This is a genomic window from Lactobacillus sp. ESL0260, assembly GCF_003692935.1.
GTDB lineage: Bacteria > Bacillota > Bacilli > Lactobacillales > Lactobacillaceae > Lactobacillus > Lactobacillus melliventris.
In genome coordinates this window covers 527,338-548,028 of the sequence record NZ_REHO01000013.1, presented here as the reverse complement: position 1 = coordinate 548,028, position 20,691 = coordinate 527,338, and the positions used below count along the sequence as shown (strand labels likewise).

Sequence of the window (20,691 nt, the reverse complement as noted above, 5' to 3'; positions counted from 1 at the left end):
AGTAAATATGACTCAAAACAAAAATGCAGGAGACAAACTTGGCTTTTGGTCGATTGTTCTTTTAGCTATTAACTCAATTATTGGTTCCGGTATCTTTTTAACACCTGGTAGTGTAGTTAGTCAGGCAGGGAGTAAAGCTTTAATTGTCTACTTCATTGCTGCAATTTTTGCCTCAGTCTTAGCCATTTCATTTTCAGCAGCCGCTAAATATGTCACCAAGTCTGGTGCTTCTTATGCTTACTCTAAAGCTGCTTTTGGTGATAACGTTGGTTTTTACGTTGGCATTTTGCGTTACTTTTCTGCCAGTGTTGCCTGGGGAGTGATGGCTGTTGGTGTTATCAAATCAACTATTTCTATTTTTGGTGGCAATCCCGATAAATTTTTAAATGTTACTATTGGCTTTATGATATTAATGATAGTAGTTACTGTAATTAACTTATTTGGACAAAAGTTTGTGAAATTTGTTATGAACATGGCTACTGCAGGTAAATTAGCTGCATTAATTTTAATTATTGTGGCGGGTGTTGTTTTACTTATTAAAACTGGAGCTACACATAGCTTGTCATCTGTTGACCAAATAACACAAAACGGACAAAGAATAGTACCAACTTTAACTACTACAGGACTTGTGATGGCTGTTGTTTCAGCGTTCTATGCTTTTACAGGTTTTGAATCTGTTGCTTCTGGTTCAGAAGATATGCAAGAGCCAGAAAAAAACTTACCAAAGGCTATTCCGCTAGCAATTTTAGTTATCGCCGCTATTTATATTGGGGTAGTGGCAGTAGCGATGGTGCTGGATCCTAAGGCGCTGATGACGACTAAACAAGTGGTAGCAGTCAGTGCTATTTTTAAAAATGAAGTATTGCGGGATGTAATTTTAGTTGGTGCGCTTATTTCTATGCTAGGAATTAACGTTGCCTCTAGTTTTAATGCTCCACGTATTTTGGAAGCAATGGCTCGTGAACATCAACTACCAGGTACTTTAACCGAAAGAACTAAAAATAACTTTCCTATTAAAACATTTTTTATTTCTGAAGCATTAGCAATTTTAGTACCTTTGGCTTTTCAATATAACATGACTAACTTGATTACATTGAGTGCTATGGTCAGATTTTTAGGCTTTATCATTGTTCCGCTGGCAGTAATTTGCTTTTACTATGGTAAGAATAAACAACCAATTTTACCAGCTCCTAAGAATGTTTTAACTGATATATTTGTACCAATATTGTCAATAATTTTAGTAATCTTTTTGCTGGTTAAATATAACTGGCAAGCACAATTTGGTATTATTGAGAATGGTAAAGTCGTTGGTGTTAACTGGTATGCAATTTTCATGATGATCTTTGGGTTCATCATTTTACCACTATTTATGTTTTGGTTCTCTAGAAAAGAAAGAAGCAAGCAGCAGTAGTTTGCCAGGATAAATTAACATATATAAAAAAAGTTGGCCGTGAAAAAATCACGTCAACTCTTTTTATATTTAGCTATTTTCTAGTGCTTTCTTACCTTAAAATAGTGGATCAAGCTATAGCAGAACAAAATAATCATGCCAGCTCCAGCCATTGTCATATCGGCACGAGGTGAACCGTTGCCTAAATTGCTGCCTAACCAGTCTATGATTGTCGGTGAAGCGGCACAACCTACATTTACAAGCACTAAAGTAATCGTCGTAGCAAAGTTGACCGAATTTCGCGGAGCTGCTTCATCTAGCCAGTTAAAAATATAAGGAACTGACAGACCAAACCCAGTGCCTAAGACAATAACAGCAATAACCAATACTGGTAAATTAGCAGCATAGGCAAGAGCCAACAGTCCAACGACTTGCAGCAACAAACCTATTGGTAAAATTAAATCTTGGAGTTTCTTTTTTAAATAGCCATAACACATTCCGACAGGTATCCCAACTAAAGTTGCTACACTTGAAACAAAAGCAATTTGACTGACGTTGGCAATTTTTTGCGTAGTGGCTAATTGTGGCAATTTAAAAGTCATTGGCATAAAGAAGACATACATGAAGAACATGATAAGAGAGATTTCCACGACGCTGCCGTTGATCTTGTTTTCCTCTTTAACTGGTGAATTTTCTGTACCAGTTTCGTTACTTTTTTCATTTGGTAATGACACTACTAAGCCGAATAATAGCATGACTGGCAGTGCTACTAAGTAGATTGCAAAAGTTGCATGCCAACCCAGAACGGCTAAGAGACCAACACAAAATGAAAATACAGCGGCACCTACACTACCCATTGAGTTTTGAAAACCTAGCATAGTTGATAGTTCGTTTCCTTGGTAGAATTTGGACAGCAGGCTAACTGCTAAAGAATTAAAGAGACCAATTCCGGCTCCTAAAAGAAAGCGGGAAATTAAAATCGGTGTATAACTTGCTGCATACATTGGGTATGTGCCTGCCAATAAAGCAATTGCTAAGCCAGTAATAACCGTTGGCTTGATTCCGATCAGTTTTATTAAAAAAGGACTTATAATCAGACCTACAACAATTCCAATGTTAGGAATAGTGCTTAATGTTTCTACAGCAGCCCGTGAAACTTGTGGAAATGATGAGTACATCAACGGCAGTACTGAAGAAATTTGTGGTGCTATCATTAACATTAATGATATTGATAATAAAGCACATTTGAATAATCCAGATTTTGGATTAAATTTTTTCATATTAATTGCCTCTTTTTATTTAATACTAGTTTTAATAATATATTACTCTCTTTTTACAATCAAAATAACGCTTTCAGTAGCTTTAATCTGGCGCTGAGGAACTTTTTCTGATTTGCATACTAGTTTGGCCATAATAATCAACCATTGCTCTATTTAAAGAGCGGATACCACTAAAGCCATTATTCATTGCTATTGCTGTGAGAGTCATAGCAGTATGACATAAGTCTTGATATGCTTTTTGTGCCCGGAAATTCTTAAGATATTTACCGATAGTAGTTCCCATATTTTGATGAAAAATTCGTTGCAAATATTGCCGTGATAAATGGCAGCTGTCTGCAATGTTTTGGGGTGTAATTGGCTCTTGGTAATGATCTTGAATATAATCTAAAGCATGGCGCAAATGTCCGGTAATAATTAAGTTACGTGATATTTGCCCCTTATTATCTCGTTGTTTTAAAAAGTATTTGAGTAGAATTTTTAAAACCTGATAGCTAAAGATAGTTAAGTCTAGATTTTTAAAAGCTTTAGCTGGTGCAGATTTTATTGCAATAATTTTACTCAATAAAGTTTGTAAATAATGATATTGCTCTGCCTGCACTAAGCTTAATTTTTCAAAAGGCTGCACTTCAAATTGATAATGATCCATTTCAGGAAACATTTGTAATACTAGGGAATAAGGAAAAAGCAAGGTTAAAGCTAGATCGTTTTTAGCATTGTTAAGATTGCGCACGCTATGAACAACTTGGGTATTAATTATTAAAATCTCGCCAGGATGCGTTTCATGATCTACCCCGCCAATAATAAAATGATCAATTTTCCCTCTTAGTGTAAAACTCAGTTCAATACTTTGATGTCAGTGAGGAGGTACTTCTGAGGAGCCCGGGTATTGATGAACCTTAATAAAAACAGGAAGTTCATCTAATTGCACCAATTCATGCTTATCAAGTGCCATGATATTTTCTCCTTTACTAAAAATGGTCGAACTAAATTATACTAGTTCAACCAGTTTTGGTAGATATTATTTAATTGAGATATTTGCGGAAGAAGTTTAATTCATCTTCATTACACTTTTTGGCCAAATCGTCTTTTTGGTTAACGTGGAAAACGTGTCCCCGACGATGATCATTATCACCATAAAAATGAAGTTCATGGTAAATGTTTTTAGCATGGAGATAGCCTGAAAGCATGTAGGCATTATCACGCAGAAAATCATCGGTAGAAGTCATGATAAACAGGGGTGGTAATGCTGGTGTTAGGAATTGTTCTACATTTAGTTCGTCATGTTTCCCCATTTGAATTTCAGGTCTGAAATAGGCTTCAGGTGCACCAGCAATTGAATTAATTTCTGTTAAGAAGTAAGCGCCACAGTTTAAAGCCGCTGCTTTAATAGTTAAGTTAGGTACAGAATAGCCGAAATATTTACGGTATTCATTATTGGTATAAACTGCTAAAATTTGTTCACCCATTTGCCCGCCAGCACTGTCTCCAACTATAAAGACATTGTCTAGGTCAAACTGATATTTAGCGGCATTTTCTTTTTCGGCTACCCAATGAAATACCCGATTAATATCATCTAACTCGCCCGGGTATACAACATCAGGTGCTAACCGGTAATTGGCGTTAACTACTGCAAAGCCTGCTTTAGCAAGAGCTAAACAATAGAACTGGTATGTTTCCTTAGTGCCATATACCCAGCCGCCACCGTGGATATTGACAATAACCGGTAGTTTGTCATTAGTTCTTTTTTGTGGTAAGTACACATCAAGTATCTGATACTTGGGATCGTCACCATACGGTATATTATCGCATCTTTCTACTTCGGGAATTTGTGTTGGCAATCCTTCATCACGTTGGTCATCACCTTTTTTAAATTCGCTACGCATTTCTTGAACTAATTTTTGATAATCTGGTTCTGACATTTTACAGCACTCCTTTTTGTGAAATCGCTTTATCAAGTATATTTTACTTCACTATTATGAAAAAGAAAGGCTATAAAGTCACTTTAAAGTGGCGATTAAGTGACTCTTAAATATTTTTGTTAAACGTAGAAAAGCTATTTAATTATTAGAGACTAAATATTTTATAACTTTAAATCTCTCACAATAAAATTTGAATATTTTAATTTCAGGCTTTTTTATGTAATCTCAAAATTATTTTATGTTATATTGATTGGCCATAAATTCTTGATATGCCTCATCTTCCATAGTGGGCGTAACCTTAAAATTATTAAAATCGGGATGCTTCTGGTGTAATTCACTTTCTGCAACGTCAATATAATGTGTAATCGTAGCATTTCCGATTAACTCTATCCAATAGCCATGGCCACGGCGATGAACTTTAGTTTGAACAAAGCCGCCAGGATTAGAAACAGTCAGTAGTTTGTCAAACAGATTCTTTGACTGGTAAGTTACTGCGTAAATTAAACTTGCAGCTGACATGGCTGTACCACAGGCATTGGTGAAGCCTACACCTCGCTCAAAAGTGCGTACAAATAGATGATGCGCACTCAAAACTTGAGCAAAACTAACATTTACTCCATCCGGGAAAAATGGATTTTTCTGATTTAGTTTTGCGCCTAATTTTGCTAATAAGTCGCTTTTGAAAATATCATCTGAAACAAAGCTGATCAAGTGGGGGTTAGGGACAGCAACTGCTGAAAATTTCAGTTTTGGTGCCAGTTCCGGCACTTCTTGATTAATTAATTCAGAATAACCTAAATTAGTAAAGGGGAGAGCAGTAGCTGCAAAACTGACCGGACTGATTTCAACACTGACTGCCTTAACTTTTTGAGCCCAATCTGGCTGACAGCTGACACGCAAATCGCTTTGGATAGTTTCAACTTTGAATGTTTCTTTATGGTATTTTTGTGCTAAATAACGGCCTACTGTCCTTAGCCCGTTACCACACATGGAAGCAAAAGAACCGTCAGCATTGACAACCTCCATTTTTCCTAGAGTTTGCGCATGGTCTGAATTGCTGACCACTAGTAAACCGTCAGCACCATTAAGTAAGCCACTTTCCGGCTTAGTTATCTGTTGCGTCAAGTTGACTAATTCTCCCTTAGATAACGGTGTTTGAAATTGAGTTTGATCAAGTAGAAAAAACTTATTCTGTGAGCCGTGAACTTTTTGTAGTTGTATCATGAAAATTTCTCCTTAAATTAATTAAAAAACTGGTGATAGATTTCTTTAACAGCGGCAGCTGCGTCTGCCTTTTTGGTGCCTAGCATGATTGAAATGCGTGAAGCACCCTGGTTAATCATATGAATGGCAATATGCTTTTTTGCTAAAGGCAGAGTGATATTCTTCATTACACCAATCTTGTTGCGCATCCCTTCTCCAACCACCATAATGATGGCATAATCATCAATCCATTCTAGTTGATCAGGTTGAAGTGCTTTTTGAATTGCAAGACACATTTGCTGACGAATTTGTTTATCAAATTGCCTTTTATCAAAAATAACGGTCAAATCATCAATTCCTGATGGCATATGTTCATATGATATATTAAATTTATAGAATATTTGCAGTAATTTAAGTGTAAATCCCACTTCTTTATTTAGTAAATATTTATGTAAATATAATGCGGCAAAATGTCCAGAACTTGCCACACCTGTAATTGTACTTTGCGGGATAAAACTATTTTGCGGGACAATCATTGTTCCTGGCAGTTCCGGATGATTAGTGTTTTTGACGTTTACGGGAATCCGGCCTTCAATTGCGGGAATAATGGCTTCATCATGAAAAACAGAAAATCCAGCATATGATAGCTCCCGCAACTCACGGTATGTCATAAACTTAATGGCACGGGGATGCGCAATAATTCTGGGGTCAGCTGCATAGATTGCATCTACATCCGTAAAGTTTTCATATAAATCTGCTTTAATTCCACGGGCCCAAATTGCTCCGGTAATATCAGATCCACCCCGAGAAAAGGTTGCTATTAAGCCATCTTGTGTAATGCCATAAAAGCCGGGGACGACTAATAAATCTGCAGTTTGTGCCCATTTTTGTAAATTTTCGTAAGTTTCTGGTAGAACTTGAGTATCGTTAGCATTACTAGTAACCATAAAGCCAGCTTCTGCGGGATCCAAAAAGTGAGCGGCTGTATGGCGCTTTTGCAGAATTAAAGTTAAAAGCTGTGCACTAAGTTTTTCACCATGTGCTTTAAAACCCGCCATTAAAAAATCTGTGTTTGGATAAGAGAGTTGAGGAAGACTGAGTAATTCTTGTAACAAAGGCTTTACTAATTGCTCGGATATTTGAAAGTAATCTGCAATATTCTGATACCTGGTCCAAATTGCCTTTACCGTTGCACTGTAATCTTGGTTATTAAGAACATTTTCTGCATACGTAATTAATAAATCTGTTACTTTAGTGTCGTTTTTAGACCTTTTGCCAGGAGCAGAAGTCACGATCACTTTACGAGCTGGATCAGCATTAATAATTTTTAAAACTTTTTGAAATTGTTCTCCATCAGCTAGAGAACTACCACCAAATTTAACAACTTTCATGTTAATACCTTTCACAATTAAATTTAATTTAAGTAATTAGTATTGGATTTTAACATTAAAATTTTAATCTTCAACTGCAAAAGAAAGCTGCTATTCACTAAAGAAGCTGTTTTGCATAACATTATTGCATTAAAATTTGAGCTGAAAATGTTGGTGCTAAAAGCATTTTACAAGATAAAAAATAAATAAATTTTAAAAACAAGATTTTTATTTTAAAAATTAAAAAGCAATTGTCAGTGAAAATGGTTGACAATCATATTAATTAATAATAATATTTTAATAAATCGAAGAGGTTGCAACCAACAAGAGTAGCTGGTGGAGTTTCTGCAAAAACTAAGAAACTAGTCAAAGGGGCGGTTGCCGAAGCATTAATTATTGCGGTAATTAATAAGCTGGGACGTAATCAAACAGGTTACGGACTGTCGCAATTTTATGTTCGCGGAGCGCTATCGACAAAATTGATACCAGATAATAACTTGAAGGACTCTTTTGTTAGGTACAACAAAAGAGCCTTTTTTATTTAACAAAAAGGGAGAGACTTAAATGACTGCTAATGATTATTATCAAACTAATACCCAGGGTCATTTGATAATTGGGGGAGTAGACGCTTTGGAACTGGCAAAGAAGTTTGGTACCCCCTTAGTTGTTTATGACGTCCAGAAAATCAAACGGCAATTTCAGGCTTTCCAAAATGCTTTTGAAAAAGAGCAGGTAGATTATGCCATTAGCTATGCCAGTAAAGCATTCGCTACGATGGCAATTTACCAGTTAATTAATAAACTGGGAGGGCACATTGACGTTGTTTCCGGCGGAGAATTATTTACTGCACTTAAAGCCGGTTTTCCTGCGGCAAAAATCAGTTTTCACGGTAATAATAAAACCCCAGATGAATTGTTAATGGCTGTCCAAAACCATGTGGGCGTGATTATTTTAGATAATTTTACTGAGATTAAACTGTTAAAAAGGATTTTAAACCAAACTAATACTCGCGTGCAGGTAATGTTGAGAGTAACTCCAGGGGTCTCTGCTCATACACATGAATATGACCAAACTGGTCAAGAGGACAGCAAATTTGGCTTTGACATTCGCTCGGGTCAGGCTGAGCAGGCGTTTTTGCAAGTTAAAGCTAACCCACAAATGGAATTAATTGGACTGCATGCACATATCGGTTCGCAAATTTTGGCGGCTGAGGGCTTTAAACTTGAAGTAGAGAAGTTGCTGAAGTTAGTGAACGATTGGAAACAAAAATATGATTACCAGCCGCGCGTTTTAAACTTAGGAGGCGGATTTGGTATTAGATATACTGCGCAGGATGATACTTTGACTGCTCAAACCTTCATCAGTCAAATAATGCAGACAGTTAAAAAGTGTGCGCAAGCAAGCCACTTAAAAATGCCGGCTATCTGGATTGAACCAGGACGTTCGATTGTCGGTGAGGCCGGCTATAGCTTATATACAATTGGTACTCGTAAGGAAGTGCCGGGACTGCTGCCTTATGTAGCAGTTGATGGTGGTATGGGAGATAATATCAGACCAGCACTTTATCAAGCACAATATGAGGCAGTATTAGCAGAAAAGCCACATGCAGAACCGGTAGAAACGGTTAGACTTGCGGGACGTTATTGTGAATCTGGCGACATTATTATTAACAAATTGGCACTGCCTAAAAGCAAACCCGGAGATGTAATTGCGGTTTTAGCGACTGGTGCTTACGGCTATAGTATGGCAGCTAATTATAATCGTGTTCCCAGGCCAGCAGTTGTTTTTGCAGAAAATGGGCAAGCTCAAGTAGTGGTTACACGTGAAACTTATGCGGATATAGTTAGTCATGATCGCTTTTATCAAATGGAAGGATAAATTATAAATATGAAAAAAATGACGGCAACCGAAATCATTGACTTTATTGCTAATTCAACCAAAAAAACACCAGTTAAAGTTTATGTCAAAGGAAATTTGTCTCAATTAAACTGGCCAGCAGACTGCAAAACTTTTATTGAAAATCATACTGGGGTCGTTTTGGGAGATTGGCAAGTCTTGGGTCCTTTTATAGCAAAAAACTCTGACAAATTTGCTGATTACCAAGTGGAAAATGTCAGTCGGAATTCTGCTATCCCGCTGCTAGACATGAAGAACATTTCTGCCAGAATTGAACCGGGGGCCCTAATTCGTGAAAATGTTGAAATAGGCAAAAATGCGGTGATCATGATGGGGGCTGTCATTAATATTGGAGCAGAAATAGGCGAAAATGCCATGATTGACATGAACGCTGTTTTAGGAGGCAGAGCAATTGTTGGTGCGAACAGCCATATAGGAGCAGGCGCGGTGATTGCCGGAGTTGTCGAACCGGCTTCGGCACAACCTGTGAAAATTGGCAAGGATGTTTTAATTGGCGCCAATGCAGTGGTTTTAGAAGGAGTTCAAGTAGGTGACCATGCGGTAGTAGCTGCTGGAGCAGTAGTAACTAAGGATGTACCTGCAAACAGTGTCGTTGCCGGAGTACCGGCAAAAATTATTAAAATGCGTGATCAAAAAACGGCTTCTAAGACAGGAATTGAGCCGGGATTAAGAAAGCTGTGAATTAATGTTAACTTCCGCGCAACTAATTAAAATTCGGCGTGACTTGCATCAGATTCCAGAATTAGCTCTCCACGAATACCAAACACAAAAATATCTCTTGCAAGTTATTGGTAATTTTAATCAAAAATACATTGAAATTCGCACATGCCCTGAACTGCCTACAGCTATTTTAGTTAGAGTTAGTGGGAAAAAACCGCAAAAAATGATTGGTTATCGTGCAGATATAGATGGTCTACCAATTGCAGAACAGACCGGCCTGCCGTTTGCTTCCCACAATCAAGGTCAAATGCATGCTTGTGGTCACGATATCCACATGACAGTAGCCCTGGGAATTCTAGCTTATTTTTGCGAGCACCAACCACAGGACAATTTACTGTTCTTTTTTCAACCTGCTGAAGAAAGTGAAAGTGGTGCCAAAAAAGCTTATGAGGCAGGAATTTTTACTGGTAAATGGCGCCCAGATGAATTCTTTGCTTTGCACGACACTCCAGATTTACCTACCGGTACAATTGGCTGCCGCTTAGGAACATTATTTGCGGGGACAACTGAAATCAATATTGATTTATCTGGTAAGGATGGCCATGCGGCGTATCCGCAGCAAGCTAACGATATGGTAGTGGCTGCAGCTGCGTTAATAGAGCAAATTCAAACAATTATTTCGCGCAGTATTGATCCCATTGCAGGTGGTGTTATTACAATAGGAAAAGTTAAAGCTGGTACAGTTAGAAATGCGATTGCCGGTCATGCTCATTTAGAAGGAACCATTCGCGGATTAACCCAAAAAATGATTAAAAAAATTGATCAGCGTCTGCGCGAGATAACTCAAGGAATAGCACACAGCTATAATGCTAAAGTTGATTTGCAGCTTAATCAGGGTGGCTATTGGCCAGTTGAAAATAATCCCCAAATTACAGCTGAATTTATTAAATATATGAAGGAAAATGCTCAAATTAATTACCAAGAGATGCAACCAGCTATGACTGGAGAGGACTTTGGCTATTTACTAGCGCAAATTCCCGGCACCATGTTCTGGTTGGGAGTGGATGATGATTCGCAACTTCATTCTGCAACCTTTAACCCGCACGAAGAAGCCATAGAAGTAGGAATTAAAGCAGTGGTAGGTTTTTTAAAGAGTCACATGTAGCTCAAAAGGAGAAAAAATATGACTAATTTTGACAAGGCAGATTTAATGACCGCGCTAATTACGCCCTTTAATAAGGAAGATAAAGTTGACTATCCTGGTCTGAAAAAATTAACTGAGCATTTACTTAACACAGGTAGCACTGGTTTCGTCATTGGTGGTACGACTGGTGAAACAGCAACAATGACCCATGACGAAAAAATTGAATTATACACTAAATTCGCTCAAATAATTGCTGGACGTGTGCCAGTGGTTGCCGGTACTGGCAGCAATAATACTGCACAGACAGTTGCATTTACACAAGAAGTAGGACAAATTCCCGGTATTGATATGGCACTCGTAGTAGCACCTTACTATAACAAGCCGGATCAAAGAGGAATTACAGCTCATTTTGAAAAGGTGGCTGAAAATTCGCCTGTACCAATCATTATATATAACATTCCGGGTCGAACAGGAATTAAGATCACTAAGGAAACTTTAGTTGAGTTATCGCATAATCCTAAAATTGCTGGTGTTAAGCAATGCTCAGACTTAGAAGATTTGGAATATATTGTTGAACATGCAGCCAATGACTTTTTGGTATATACAGGCGAAGACTTACAATCTTTAACGGCTAAAGCTTTAGGTGCAAAAGGAGTAATTTCGGTAGCTTCTCATATTTATGGCAAAGCTATGCGAGAAATGTATGATGACTTAGATCAGGGCAAAATTTCTGCAGCGGGTAAATTGCAAAGGCAACTAATGCCGAAAATGCAAGCATTATTTATGTACCCCTCACCTTCACCGGTTAAGGCAGTTTTAAACGCTCAGGGTTTACCTGGTGGTGGCTGCCGGTTACCGCTTGTAGCTTTAAATGAAACAGAAAAGCGGCAATTAGCTCTTCATTTAGGTTTAGCTGAATCAGCTTTATTACATAAATTGTCACTAGAACTAGGAGTAGAATAATGAAAAAAATTTTGATAGCTGGTGCCACAGGATCTATGGGCAGGCAAACTGTCCAATTGGTTGAAAAGTTACCTGACTGCCAACTGGTAGCAGTTTTGGCACCTACTGCATCTGAGAGTTCAGATTTTAAGCCTGAGGTTAAGCGATTTAATAATTTAGCAATGGTCGATATTGCTGCTGATGTTTGGATTGATTTTACGACTCCACAAGCAGTTTATGAAAATACTAAGTTTGCTTTAAAGCATCATATGCACCCAATTGTGGGAACAAGTGGTTTAACTTCTGAACAAACAAAACAGCTACAAGAACTGGCAAAAAAGGAAAAAATTGGTGGCCTTATTGCTCCAAATTTTGGTTTATCGGCTGTCTTATTAATGAAGTTTGCACAAGAGGCTGCCCGTTATTTTCCTGATGCAGAAGTCATTGAAATGCATCATGCTGATAAAAAGGATGCCCCTAGTGCTACTGCTATTGCGACTGCCAAAGTGATTGCAGAAAACCGCAATTCAGAAAATTGTTCTAAAACAACAAGTGATTCTCAAGCTCGCGGCGCTGATTATGGTGGAGTTCCAGTTCACTCCGTTCGTTTACCTGGTTATATAGCCCATGAACAGGTGCTTTTTGGTGGTTCCGGCGAAGCTTTAACAATCAGGCAAGATTCATTTTCCCGTTCTTCATTTATGCAGGGCGTTAAAGTAGCCTTGAGTCGGGTAATGGATTTAGCGGATTTAGTGGTCGGTTTAGACCAAATTTTATAATTACAAGGAGAACGAAATGCCCCAATTAGCTACTGATTTAACTTCAATTATTCATACTCCCTTGGTAAAAATTCCTCCTTCTGGTATTCGTGCTTTTGCCCAAAAAGTTGACGATATTCCCGATTTAATTAAGTTAACTTTAGGAGAGCCTGATTTAAATACACCTGAACATGTCAAAAAAGCTGCAGCCCAAAGTATATTAGATAATGATTCGCATTACTCGGCTCAAAAAGGAACGCCCAGATTGCGTCAGGCTATCAGCAATTATTTAAAGCGCAAGCAAGGCTTAACCTATGATCCTGAAAGTGAAATTATTGTCACGGTCGGTGCGACAGAGGCCATAGCTGCAACCATGTTGGCACTATTTCAACCAGGCGATCAAATTATTGTGCCTACGCCATCCTATGCTCTTTATTTTCCACTAATTCAATACACTAAAGCTGAATTGGTCGCCATCAATACGGCAGATACGAATTTCGTGTTGACCCCGCAGGCACTGAAAAAAACTTTAAATGAGCATCCTCATGCTAAAGCAATTTTATTTAACTATCCTACTAATCCTACTGGCAGAGAATGTCCTAGCTCTGTTTTAAAGCAAATCGCACCGATTATTAAAAAGCATCATCTTTATGTTATTTCTGATGAAATTTATAGTGAATTGACTTATGACTTTAAGCATGTTTCAATTGCGCGTTATTTACCCGAACGCACTTTGTTAATTAATGGCTTGTCCAAGTCGCACGCGATGACCGGTTACCGTTTAGGCTATGTGACTGGACCAGCTACTTTAATTAGTTTAATTGCAAAGATGCACGCATTTCTGGTTACAGCTCCATCTAATCCTGCACAAGCGGCAGCTACTGAGGCCTTGGAAAATGGTGATCAGGATCCAGCAAAGGCCCGGCCAATTTATCAAAAAAGACGTGACTATATTGTTAGTGCGTTAAACAATATGGGTCTTGAAACCCATGCCAGTGAAGGAGCATTCTATGTTTTCGCCAAAATACCGGCAAGTTATGGTCAAGATGATGAGGCTTTTGCACTGGACTTGGCTCACAAGGCTAAAGTTGGGGGCACGCCCGGAAATGCTTTTGGTCCTGGCGGTGAAGGGTATATTCGTTTTTCATACGCTGCCAGCGATGAAAACTTGCATACAGCAATGAACCGCATCCAACAGTTTTTAGCAGAAAAAGGTGAAAGTTGATGAGAAAATATGTAGTTGCAATTCTTGGTGCCACAGGTGCAGTAGGTCAGCGTTTAATTAGTGAACTAGAAAAGTCTAAAATTCCAGTCAAACAAATCAAGTTACTAGCTTCTAAGCGGTCAGCAGGTAAAAAACTAACATTTAAAAATCAAGCAATCACAGTAGAAGAAGCACAACCTGATTCATTTAAGGGGGTCGACTTAGTTTTATCATCTGCAGGTGGTGCGGTGTCACAAAAATTATTGCCTGAAGCTGTCAAAAGAGGGGCGGTATGTGTGGACAATACTAGTGCTTTTCGTATGGCTGATGATGTGCCCTTAATTGTTCCGGGAGTTAACGATGACCAATTAGTTAATCATCATGGCATCATTGCCAACCCTAACTGTTCGACTATTCAGATGGTGGCCGCACTTTACCCACTACACGTTAAATGGGGAATTAAACAAATTGTTGTTTCGACTTATCAAGCAGTGTCAGGAGCAGGTAAGGCAGCTTGGGCGGAGCTGCTGCAGCAAGCACAAGATAGGTTGAATAAGCAAAAGACAGCAGCTAAAATTCTGCCCACCGCCTCTGCTAAAAAGCATTATCCTCTGGCGTTTAACTTATTACCACAAATTGATGTTTTTGAAGATGATGGCTACACGCACGAAGAATGGAAAATGATTCATGAAACCAAAAAGATTTTGTTTAATGATCAGGACTCAAAGAAGATTAAAGTCACTGCTACTTGTGTCCGTGTACCGGTTGAAATTGGTCATGGCGAAACGGTTTATTTTGTGTTGCAAGACGAAACTGCAACAACCGCGGCAATAAAGCAGGAAATTGTAAAAGCTCCTGGCCTTGTGTTACAGGATGACCCTGAAAATCAGATCTATCCCCAACCACTTTTAGCAGCTGGTAAAAAAGAGACTTTCGTGGGGCGTATTCGCCCAGATCAAGAAAATCCTGGTGCATTTAATATGTGGATCGTAGCTGATAACTTATTAAGAGGCGCTGCCAGCAATACAGTAGAAATTGCTGAATGTTTAGTAAGAGATAATTTAGTGCGTGTGTCAAAAAATAGTTAGCTCTATATTTAATTAGATGAAATAAACCAAGTTTGTATAAATAATATAAGCTTGGTTTATTTGATTACTTTTAAACTGACTTCCTACTATTTTTTTGCAATTTTAAACGATAAAAAATCCATGGAGGTTATGAAAGCGCTATTTTATACTGACAATGTATTAATTGAATAACTAAAAAGTTATTTAGATGAAAGGAGTACGTTAATGAGTCTTGTAAATGCTTTGTTGATCGCAATTTGGGCAGGATATTGTTCATTTGACGATCAAGGACCACAAATGTTTCGGAGACCCTTGCTAGTTGGACCGGTTGTAGGATTAATCCTGGGAGATTTGCCAACGGCACTCGTGATTTCCGCTACATTGGAATTAATGTGGATGGGCCTGGGTAACATGGCGGGTTATCAAACACCAGATATGATTGTCGGGACAATTATCGGAGTTACCGTTTCAATTACTTCAGGAACAGGTGCTACGCCAAAGGGAATTGCTGCTGGAGTCGCTGCCGCCACTACTGTAGCTGTTTTAATTCAACAGTTAATAGTAGTTACACGGGTATTAAAACAGTTTTTCGAACCATGGGCTCAAAGATTGGCTGATAACGGTGATTTAAGTGGGATAATGCAAATAAATATTGTTGCTTTTCTCATACAGTTTTCAATTCGAGCAATACCAACTTTTCTGTTTGTTTATTTCCAAAAGGGCATAATTGATAAAATACTGTCTGTTGTACCAAGCAACATCTTAAATGGTTTGGGAACAGCGTCATCCTTATTGCCTGCTGTGGGATTATCCATTTTAATGACAATGATGATGAAGGGCACATTGTGGCCATTCTTAATTTTTGGCTTTGTTTTATCAGCCTATTTAAACTTAGGCATTTTGCCAGTTACCTTAATTTCTTTAATTTTTGCCGTGATCTATTCCTACATTATGGAAATTATAGATAAGCAAAACGAAATGGGTTCAGAAAATAGTAGTTCTAATAATCAGCAAGTTGATGAAGATACGGGGTACGACCTATGAGTAATGAAGTGGAAACTAAAAACAGTAAAAAAATTACCCGTAAGGATTTAAATAAAGTCTTTTGGCGATTGCAAATTTGGGGACTAAACGTTACTTCGACGCTGGTCTTGACTCAGGCTATTGGCTTTTTAAATGCGATGGTACCAATTATTCGCCGTCTTTATGGTGATAATAAGGAACTTAGAATAGAAGCCATGAAGCGCCATCTGACCTACTTTTTATCACAAATTACGGCAACAGGTATGATTCTGGGAATTACCGCAGCTGTTGAAGAGACAACCAGCGAGGATGAAAAAGAAGCAGTTGTTGCTATCAAAGCCGGAATGATGGGACCATTAGCTGGTATTGGTGACAGTGTCTTTAAAATAACCATTCAGGCTATTGCCGGCAGTATCGGTGCAGCCTATGCATTACAAGGAAATGTATTAGGGCCAATTTTGATGTTTGTCATTTATAACGGAATCAATATTGTTGTTAAATATTATGGAATTATTTTTGGTTACGAAAAGGGCACAGAATTTATTAAAAGTGGTAACCAAAAGAAGGTTATGCAAAAGATAATTAATATTTCAACAGCGATCGGTGTCATGGTTATAGGTGCGCTCATTGCCCAATACGTCAAGATAAATGTTGGTACAGTCATTTATACCAAGGGTACAAAAATTGTCATCCAAAAATTACTAGACGGCGTGATGCCAAAGCTGTTACCTTTGCTGTTTACCTTAGGTCTTTATAAATTACACTCATATTTACCACGTAAATATTTAACTTGGTTAATATTTGCTATTTTGATTTTGGGAACAGTTTTAGCAGTAATGGGAATTATCAAATAATTTGTAAGGAGGTTACTGATGGCTATAAATATTATCTTGGCCAGTCACGGCTTGTTTGCTCAGGAAGCATTAAAGTCGGCTGAAATGATTATTGGACTGCCGCAAAAAAATGTTGCAGTTTTATCTGTTACTAAAGGTAAAACTTATGAAGAAAGTCTTGAGGAAATTCAAACTAAATTAAAGGCGCTCAACGAAAAAAATACGGAAACTCTTATCTTAGTTGATATTTTTGGTGGTACCCCTGCTAATGTGTCTACGTATTTAACTTTGACAAATGAAAATGTCTTAGTCTATTCGGGACTAAATATGCCAGTTTTACTGGAACTATGCTTAAGCAATCCTGAAAATTTAGCAGAAGCTAAGAAGATTATTGAAAGAACATATCCGCAAGCGTTAGTGAATATTACTGAAAAAGCAAAAGAAGGAGAGAAGCAAAATGCCAATCAAGTGGACTCGTATTGATGACAGATTAATTCACGGTCAGGTTGCCAGTTCCTGGCTGCGTCATGTTGGTGCTGAGCAAATTATATGCATCAGTGATAGGGCAGCTAGTAACCCAGTGCAAGAGCAAGTGTTGAAAATGGCTGCTCCTGGCTATATCGTGCATGTTTTTGGAGTTGATAAATTTATTCGAGTTTACAAGAAAAATCCTATAAAGAAGACCACGTTTTTAATATTGACCAGTACCCTTGATTTATTGCACTTAATCGAAGGCGGGGTTGACATTAAGTCAGTTAATTTTGGTGGTATGAGAGAGCGTAAAGAACGTACAATTCGCTACAACAATGACCTGTGCTTTACTCCAGAAGAAAAGGATGCACTAGATAAATTGGTTGACTCAGGACTCGAAATAAACTTTCAAATGGCAGCTTATGATGCGCCTACACCAATCAAAGAATATATTGAACAAGTGCAAGGAAAGAACTAATGAAAATAGACTACGCAGAAGCATATGTTTTAGATGATGGTCAAACAGAAGTAGATATTAAAACTAATGAACAAAGTTTGCCTGATTATGAATTATATTGGACTCTGGATAATGATAAATATACTAAAGAAAAAAAGTATTTGTTAACCAGTAATAAAACTCAGGTCTGCTTTCAATTTACCTATTCAACTGTTAGACCAACTTATTTCATTCTGAATTTTAAGAAGCACGAACCATTATTATTTGGCTATCGCATACTGCCCGTTCCGGGGATGTATAATCTGCGTGATATTGGTGGCTACCGCACAAGTGACGGCATGAGAATCAAATGGGGGCAAGTTTATCGCTCTGATTATTTGCACAATTTAGAGCCTTCTGGATTCACTTTTGTTAAAAATTTGGGGTTATGCTCAATAATCGATTTCCGTAGCGCAAGTGAAGTTAAAGATACGCCTAATCCTGTTATTGATCCTGCAATTCATACTTTTAATTTTGATCCTAATGCTAAAACAGCTGCAATCGCCGGCAGAGCACAAAACTTAGATACCGGTAAAGATATGAAAGAAAGGGCCAAAGAAGCGTTGGCTAAAGGAGAAACTGGTAATGATCAAATGATCAGACAACAAGAATCCTTTGTCGATAGTCCAGCAAGCATAGAGGCTTTTAGTAACACCATTAAAGTTACAGCTCAAAGTAAGTATTTACCCAGCTTGCAACATTGCCGTGGCGGTAAAGACAGAACCGGTTTTGGCTTCATGGTCCTGGAAGGAATTCTGGGCGTACCAGCAGATTTACTAGTTTATGATTATATGCTAACTAAACGAGCACGCGTTAAGAAAAATGCTCGTTACTATCAAAAATTTTTGCAACAAACTGGTAATAAAGCAATTGCGGATTATATGTATGCCCTTTTTGACACTAGAGCAGAATTTATTACTGCTTCAATTACCAAGATAATGCGCGAATACGGCACAATTTATCAGTATGCAACTGACAAGTTGGGTCTGACTGAATCAGAGTATTTGAGTTTACGCAAGTCATTATTAGAAAAAGCATAAGTTTTCAGTTAAAGTAAGTATTAATATTGTCTTAAAAAGGAAGACGGCAAAACAATGTTGAATTTAACTTACCGTGAAATTGAGTTGTTAAATCTTTTTTTAAACAATGATTTACTTACTATCTCTGAATTAAAAAATAAAAGCGGAATTTCAGCGCGAACGCTGAATACAGAATTTGAGCAGATTAATAAGGCTTTACGTAATAACGGTCATGATGTCAAAATTATCAATCAAAGAGCTAAAGGATATTTACTTGATTATTCTTTGGCAGAAAGTGACTGGCTGAAATTATTAAAGGAGAATTGTTCTGAATATTTAAATCTCAAGTTTAATTACTTGTTTCGTAATAAGTTACGTATTGCCAAAATTTGCAGATTTCTGTGTGCGAGTCCAAACTACATCAAAATCGACCAGTTGGCGAGAAAACTAAATTTTAGTACCGCGACTATCAAAAAAGATATGCGCGATGTGAAAAAATTTTTAAGTATTTATAATTTAAAAGTAAAATCTGTTCCATACTATGGCATGAAAGTAGTAGGTAAAACGGGTGCAGTTCGTTCATGCTTGATAGATTTATTTGATGTCTATAGTTTTGAACAAAAAGATGCTTTGCTACCAGAATATGCTTTTACTGAATATGCTGTTACTAAAACTGATTTACTAAATAAAAGTCAGGCTTTACGGCAATTAATTCACGAATATGATTTTCCTTTAACGGATAATGGCTTCAAGCAAGTAACAAAATATCTGCTGATTTATAAATTACGGCCAGATATTAGTTTAAAAATTAATCATAGTTTTAAAGTTGAATTGATACATAACAAGGCATTTATAATTGCAGCAAAATTAATTAAAAAAAGTATCAAAGAAGAACTATGCTTAGCTATTTTTTTACTAATTAATTCCGAAATTAATCAAATTCCTGATCTGGATAAATTAAAAACCTGCTCTCAGCAAGTAAAATTACAGGTTAAACAAGTTTGTGCTATTTTAAAAGAGCAAATGTCACTATGTATTAATAAAGATTCTGATATTGCTGCATACATTTATCGCAGTTTCTTTATCAGATACCTTAAGAAAAAATATGACTTTGTTAGCTTCAACCTAGAACTGGCAACTGAAAAGGTTGCCCACAAAATTTTTGCAACAAGTTCTTTAACCGTTGCTTTATATAATTCTTGCGCTGATTATAATAAAAAAGAGTTAAATGACAGCCTGTTTAACGATATAGTTCTGGGCTTATACAGTAAGATTCATCAAAAACAAAATAGTTACTTTCCCACTAATTTCTTAGTTGTAAACGACTATGGTAAATTAGCCAGTGAACATTTAATAGGTAAACTTGATTTAAATAAATATAACGCAAATTATACTTTTGTTTATTCTTATGAATTGGAAAATATTGATTATTCAAAATATGATTACTTATTAGTTTCTTCAAAGACTAAACCGAGTTATAAAACTATAAATATTTCTAAAATAACTTTTTCCTTTTTTTCAGATGATGGGCTAAGAATGGCTCTGTGGCAAAGAATACTATCCACTAAACGAACAATTGGTTCAATTGCCAATTATTTTAAGCGGCCAGTAATAATTAAAATAGATGCTTTAAAAGGAAAAATTCAGGACATAGTAGCTAATCATTTGATTAAACAACTAGGCATCCCCCAAACACATAAAAACAATTTTGTTAGTTATGTTGCAGCTTTAATAACAAATGAAGGCTACCATGCCTACCCTTATAATATGTACCTCACTCTTCTGGGCCCTCATGAAATTAAGAAACGTTATTTTGTTTTTAAGTTTAAGCAACCTGTATATATAAATTATCATAAGGTCTTTAGTTTACAGATTATAATTCTTGACCCTAGTAAAGGATTATTGGAAATCAAAAACGGTGATTCTGAACTACAACAATACTTTAATATTGTGAGGAATGATCAAACTATGAGGTGAATATCTTGCGGAAAGAAA

General features: G+C 37.2%; 19 protein-coding genes and 1 riboswitch. Of the genes, 14 read left to right on the top strand and 5 right to left on the bottom strand.

The features are described from left to right. Nucleotides 1-7 precede the first annotated feature (7 nt). Nucleotides 8-1,411, top strand: coding sequence for an APC family permease (locus F5ESL0260_RS08885; protein WP_122026651.1), 1,404 nt, complete (start codon nt 8-10; stop codon nt 1,409-1,411). 80 nt (nt 1,412-1,491) lie between these two features. Here the strand turns inward: F5ESL0260_RS08885 and F5ESL0260_RS08880 are convergent, their stop codons facing one another. The 5 genes from F5ESL0260_RS08880 to F5ESL0260_RS08860 form a co-directional block, all read right to left on the bottom strand. After that, nucleotides 1,492-2,670 (bottom strand): MFS transporter, encoded by a 1,179-nt coding sequence (locus tag F5ESL0260_RS08880; RefSeq protein ID WP_122026650.1) that lies wholly within the window; start codon nt 2,668-2,670, stop codon nt 1,492-1,494. An 82-nt stretch (nt 2,671-2,752) separates the two neighbouring features. Further along, complete coding sequence (locus F5ESL0260_RS08875) at nt 2,753-3,400, bottom strand: helix-turn-helix transcriptional regulator (RefSeq protein WP_122026649.1); 648 nt, start codon at nt 3,398-3,400, stop codon at nt 2,753-2,755. A 292-nt stretch (nt 3,401-3,692) separates the two neighbouring features. After that, the gene (locus tag F5ESL0260_RS08870) at nt 3,693-4,589 is read right to left on the bottom strand and encodes an alpha/beta hydrolase (protein WP_233557732.1); all 897 of its coding nucleotides are present in this window, start codon (nt 4,587-4,589) and stop codon (nt 3,693-3,695) included. Between the two features lie 231 nt (nt 4,590-4,820). Further along, nucleotides 4,821-5,813, bottom strand: coding sequence for a diaminopimelate epimerase (gene dapF, locus F5ESL0260_RS08865; protein ID WP_122026648.1), 993 nt, complete (start codon nt 5,811-5,813; stop codon nt 4,821-4,823). Nucleotides 5,814-5,830: 17 nt separating this feature from the next. After that, entirely contained in the window at nt 5,831-7,183 is a 1,353-nt protein-coding gene (locus F5ESL0260_RS08860; protein WP_122026647.1) for an aspartate kinase, read from the bottom strand. Between the two features lie 279 nt (nt 7,184-7,462). Beyond that, nucleotides 7,463-7,641: riboswitch (Lysine riboswitch) on the top strand. An 85-nt stretch (nt 7,642-7,726) separates the two neighbouring features. Here F5ESL0260_RS08860 and lysA point away from each other — a divergent pair. From lysA to F5ESL0260_RS08790, 13 genes are all read left to right on the top strand, one after another. After that, nucleotides 7,727-9,040, top strand: coding sequence for a diaminopimelate decarboxylase (gene lysA / locus F5ESL0260_RS08850; protein ID WP_122026646.1), 1,314 nt, complete (start codon nt 7,727-7,729; stop codon nt 9,038-9,040). A 9-nt stretch (nt 9,041-9,049) separates the two neighbouring features. Continuing rightward, the gene (gene dapD, locus F5ESL0260_RS08845; RefSeq protein ID WP_122026645.1) at nt 9,050-9,760 is read left to right on the top strand and encodes a 2,3,4,5-tetrahydropyridine-2,6-dicarboxylate N-acetyltransferase; all 711 of its coding nucleotides are present in this window, start codon (nt 9,050-9,052) and stop codon (nt 9,758-9,760) included. 4 nt (nt 9,761-9,764) lie between these two features. Continuing rightward, on the top strand, nt 9,765-10,904 hold the full coding sequence (locus F5ESL0260_RS08840; RefSeq protein ID WP_122026644.1) for an N-acetyldiaminopimelate deacetylase: 1,140 nt from the start codon (nt 9,765-9,767) through the stop codon (nt 10,902-10,904). Between the two features lie 18 nt (nt 10,905-10,922). Next, nucleotides 10,923-11,846: a 4-hydroxy-tetrahydrodipicolinate synthase gene (dapA, locus tag F5ESL0260_RS08835; protein WP_122026643.1), complete on the top strand. Its 924-nt coding sequence runs from the start codon at nt 10,923-10,925 to the stop codon at nt 11,844-11,846. Next, nucleotides 11,843-12,604, top strand: a complete 762-nt coding sequence (gene dapB / locus F5ESL0260_RS08830) for a 4-hydroxy-tetrahydrodipicolinate reductase (RefSeq protein WP_122026642.1) — start codon at nt 11,843-11,845, stop codon at nt 12,602-12,604. The genes dapA and dapB overlap by 4 nt, the downstream gene beginning before the upstream one ends. Before the next feature lie 16 nt (nt 12,605-12,620). After that, the gene (locus F5ESL0260_RS08825; protein ID WP_122026641.1) at nt 12,621-13,808 is read left to right on the top strand and encodes an aminotransferase class I/II-fold pyridoxal phosphate-dependent enzyme; all 1,188 of its coding nucleotides are present in this window, start codon (nt 12,621-12,623) and stop codon (nt 13,806-13,808) included. Beyond that, nucleotides 13,805-14,875, top strand: coding sequence for an aspartate-semialdehyde dehydrogenase (locus F5ESL0260_RS08820; RefSeq protein ID WP_122026640.1), 1,071 nt, complete (start codon nt 13,805-13,807; stop codon nt 14,873-14,875). Before F5ESL0260_RS08825 ends, F5ESL0260_RS08820 begins: the two co-directional genes overlap by 4 nt. Nucleotides 14,876-15,079: 204 nt before the next feature. Continuing rightward, nucleotides 15,080-15,898: a PTS sugar transporter subunit IIC gene (locus tag F5ESL0260_RS08815; RefSeq protein ID WP_122026639.1), complete on the top strand. Its 819-nt coding sequence runs from the start codon at nt 15,080-15,082 to the stop codon at nt 15,896-15,898. Then, nucleotides 15,895-16,731 (top strand): PTS system mannose/fructose/sorbose family transporter subunit IID, encoded by an 837-nt coding sequence (locus tag F5ESL0260_RS08810; protein WP_046325673.1) that lies wholly within the window; start codon nt 15,895-15,897, stop codon nt 16,729-16,731. The genes F5ESL0260_RS08815 and F5ESL0260_RS08810 overlap by 4 nt, the downstream gene beginning before the upstream one ends. An 18-nt stretch (nt 16,732-16,749) precedes the next feature. After that, nucleotides 16,750-17,193, top strand: a complete 444-nt coding sequence (locus F5ESL0260_RS08805) for a PTS sugar transporter subunit IIA (RefSeq protein ID WP_046325672.1) — start codon at nt 16,750-16,752, stop codon at nt 17,191-17,193. Beyond that, a complete protein-coding gene (locus tag F5ESL0260_RS08800) occupies nt 17,168-17,659 on the top strand; it encodes a PTS sugar transporter subunit IIB (protein ID WP_046325671.1) in 492 nt (163 codons plus the stop codon). The genes F5ESL0260_RS08805 and F5ESL0260_RS08800 overlap by 26 nt, the downstream gene beginning before the upstream one ends. Next, entirely contained in the window at nt 17,659-18,717 is a 1,059-nt protein-coding gene (locus F5ESL0260_RS08795; RefSeq protein WP_122026638.1) for a tyrosine-protein phosphatase, read from the top strand. Before F5ESL0260_RS08800 ends, F5ESL0260_RS08795 begins: the two co-directional genes overlap by 1 nt. A 54-nt stretch (nt 18,718-18,771) precedes the next feature. Beyond that, entirely contained in the window at nt 18,772-20,673 is a 1,902-nt protein-coding gene (locus tag F5ESL0260_RS08790) for an HTH domain-containing protein (protein WP_122026637.1), read from the top strand. Nucleotides 20,674-20,691 lie beyond the last annotated feature (18 nt).

What these genes read in the sequence shown, in the direction of transcription:
- F5ESL0260_RS08885 (WP_122026651.1), top strand. Translation starts at nt 8, where the DNA reads ATGACTCAAAACAAAAATGCAGGAGACAAACTTGGCTTTTGGTCGATT.
- F5ESL0260_RS08880 (WP_122026650.1), bottom strand. Translation starts at nt 2,670, where the DNA reads ATGAAAAAATTTAATCCAAAATCTGGATTATTCAAATGTGCTTTATTA.
- F5ESL0260_RS08870 (WP_233557732.1), bottom strand. Translation starts at nt 4,589, where the DNA reads ATGTCAGAACCAGATTATCAAAAATTAGTTCAAGAAATGCGTAGCGAA.
- dapF (WP_122026648.1), bottom strand. Translation starts at nt 5,813, where the DNA reads ATGATACAACTACAAAAAGTTCACGGCTCACAGAATAAGTTTTTTCTA.
- F5ESL0260_RS08860 (WP_122026647.1), bottom strand. Translation starts at nt 7,183, where the DNA reads ATGAAAGTTGTTAAATTTGGTGGTAGTTCTCTAGCTGATGGAGAACAA.
- lysA (WP_122026646.1), top strand. Translation starts at nt 7,727, where the DNA reads ATGACTGCTAATGATTATTATCAAACTAATACCCAGGGTCATTTGATA.
- dapD (WP_122026645.1), top strand. Translation starts at nt 9,050, where the DNA reads ATGAAAAAAATGACGGCAACCGAAATCATTGACTTTATTGCTAATTCA.
- F5ESL0260_RS08840 (WP_122026644.1), top strand. Translation starts at nt 9,765, where the DNA reads ATGTTAACTTCCGCGCAACTAATTAAAATTCGGCGTGACTTGCATCAG.
- dapA (WP_122026643.1), top strand. Translation starts at nt 10,923, where the DNA reads ATGACTAATTTTGACAAGGCAGATTTAATGACCGCGCTAATTACGCCC.
- F5ESL0260_RS08825 (WP_122026641.1), top strand. Translation starts at nt 12,621, where the DNA reads ATGCCCCAATTAGCTACTGATTTAACTTCAATTATTCATACTCCCTTG.
- F5ESL0260_RS08815 (WP_122026639.1), top strand. Translation starts at nt 15,080, where the DNA reads ATGAGTCTTGTAAATGCTTTGTTGATCGCAATTTGGGCAGGATATTGT.
- F5ESL0260_RS08810 (WP_046325673.1), top strand. Translation starts at nt 15,895, where the DNA reads ATGAGTAATGAAGTGGAAACTAAAAACAGTAAAAAAATTACCCGTAAG.
- F5ESL0260_RS08805 (WP_046325672.1), top strand. Translation starts at nt 16,750, where the DNA reads ATGGCTATAAATATTATCTTGGCCAGTCACGGCTTGTTTGCTCAGGAA.
- F5ESL0260_RS08800 (WP_046325671.1), top strand. Translation starts at nt 17,168, where the DNA reads ATGCCAATCAAGTGGACTCGTATTGATGACAGATTAATTCACGGTCAG.
- F5ESL0260_RS08795 (WP_122026638.1), top strand. Translation starts at nt 17,659, where the DNA reads ATGAAAATAGACTACGCAGAAGCATATGTTTTAGATGATGGTCAAACA.
- F5ESL0260_RS08790 (WP_122026637.1), top strand. Translation starts at nt 18,772, where the DNA reads ATGTTGAATTTAACTTACCGTGAAATTGAGTTGTTAAATCTTTTTTTA.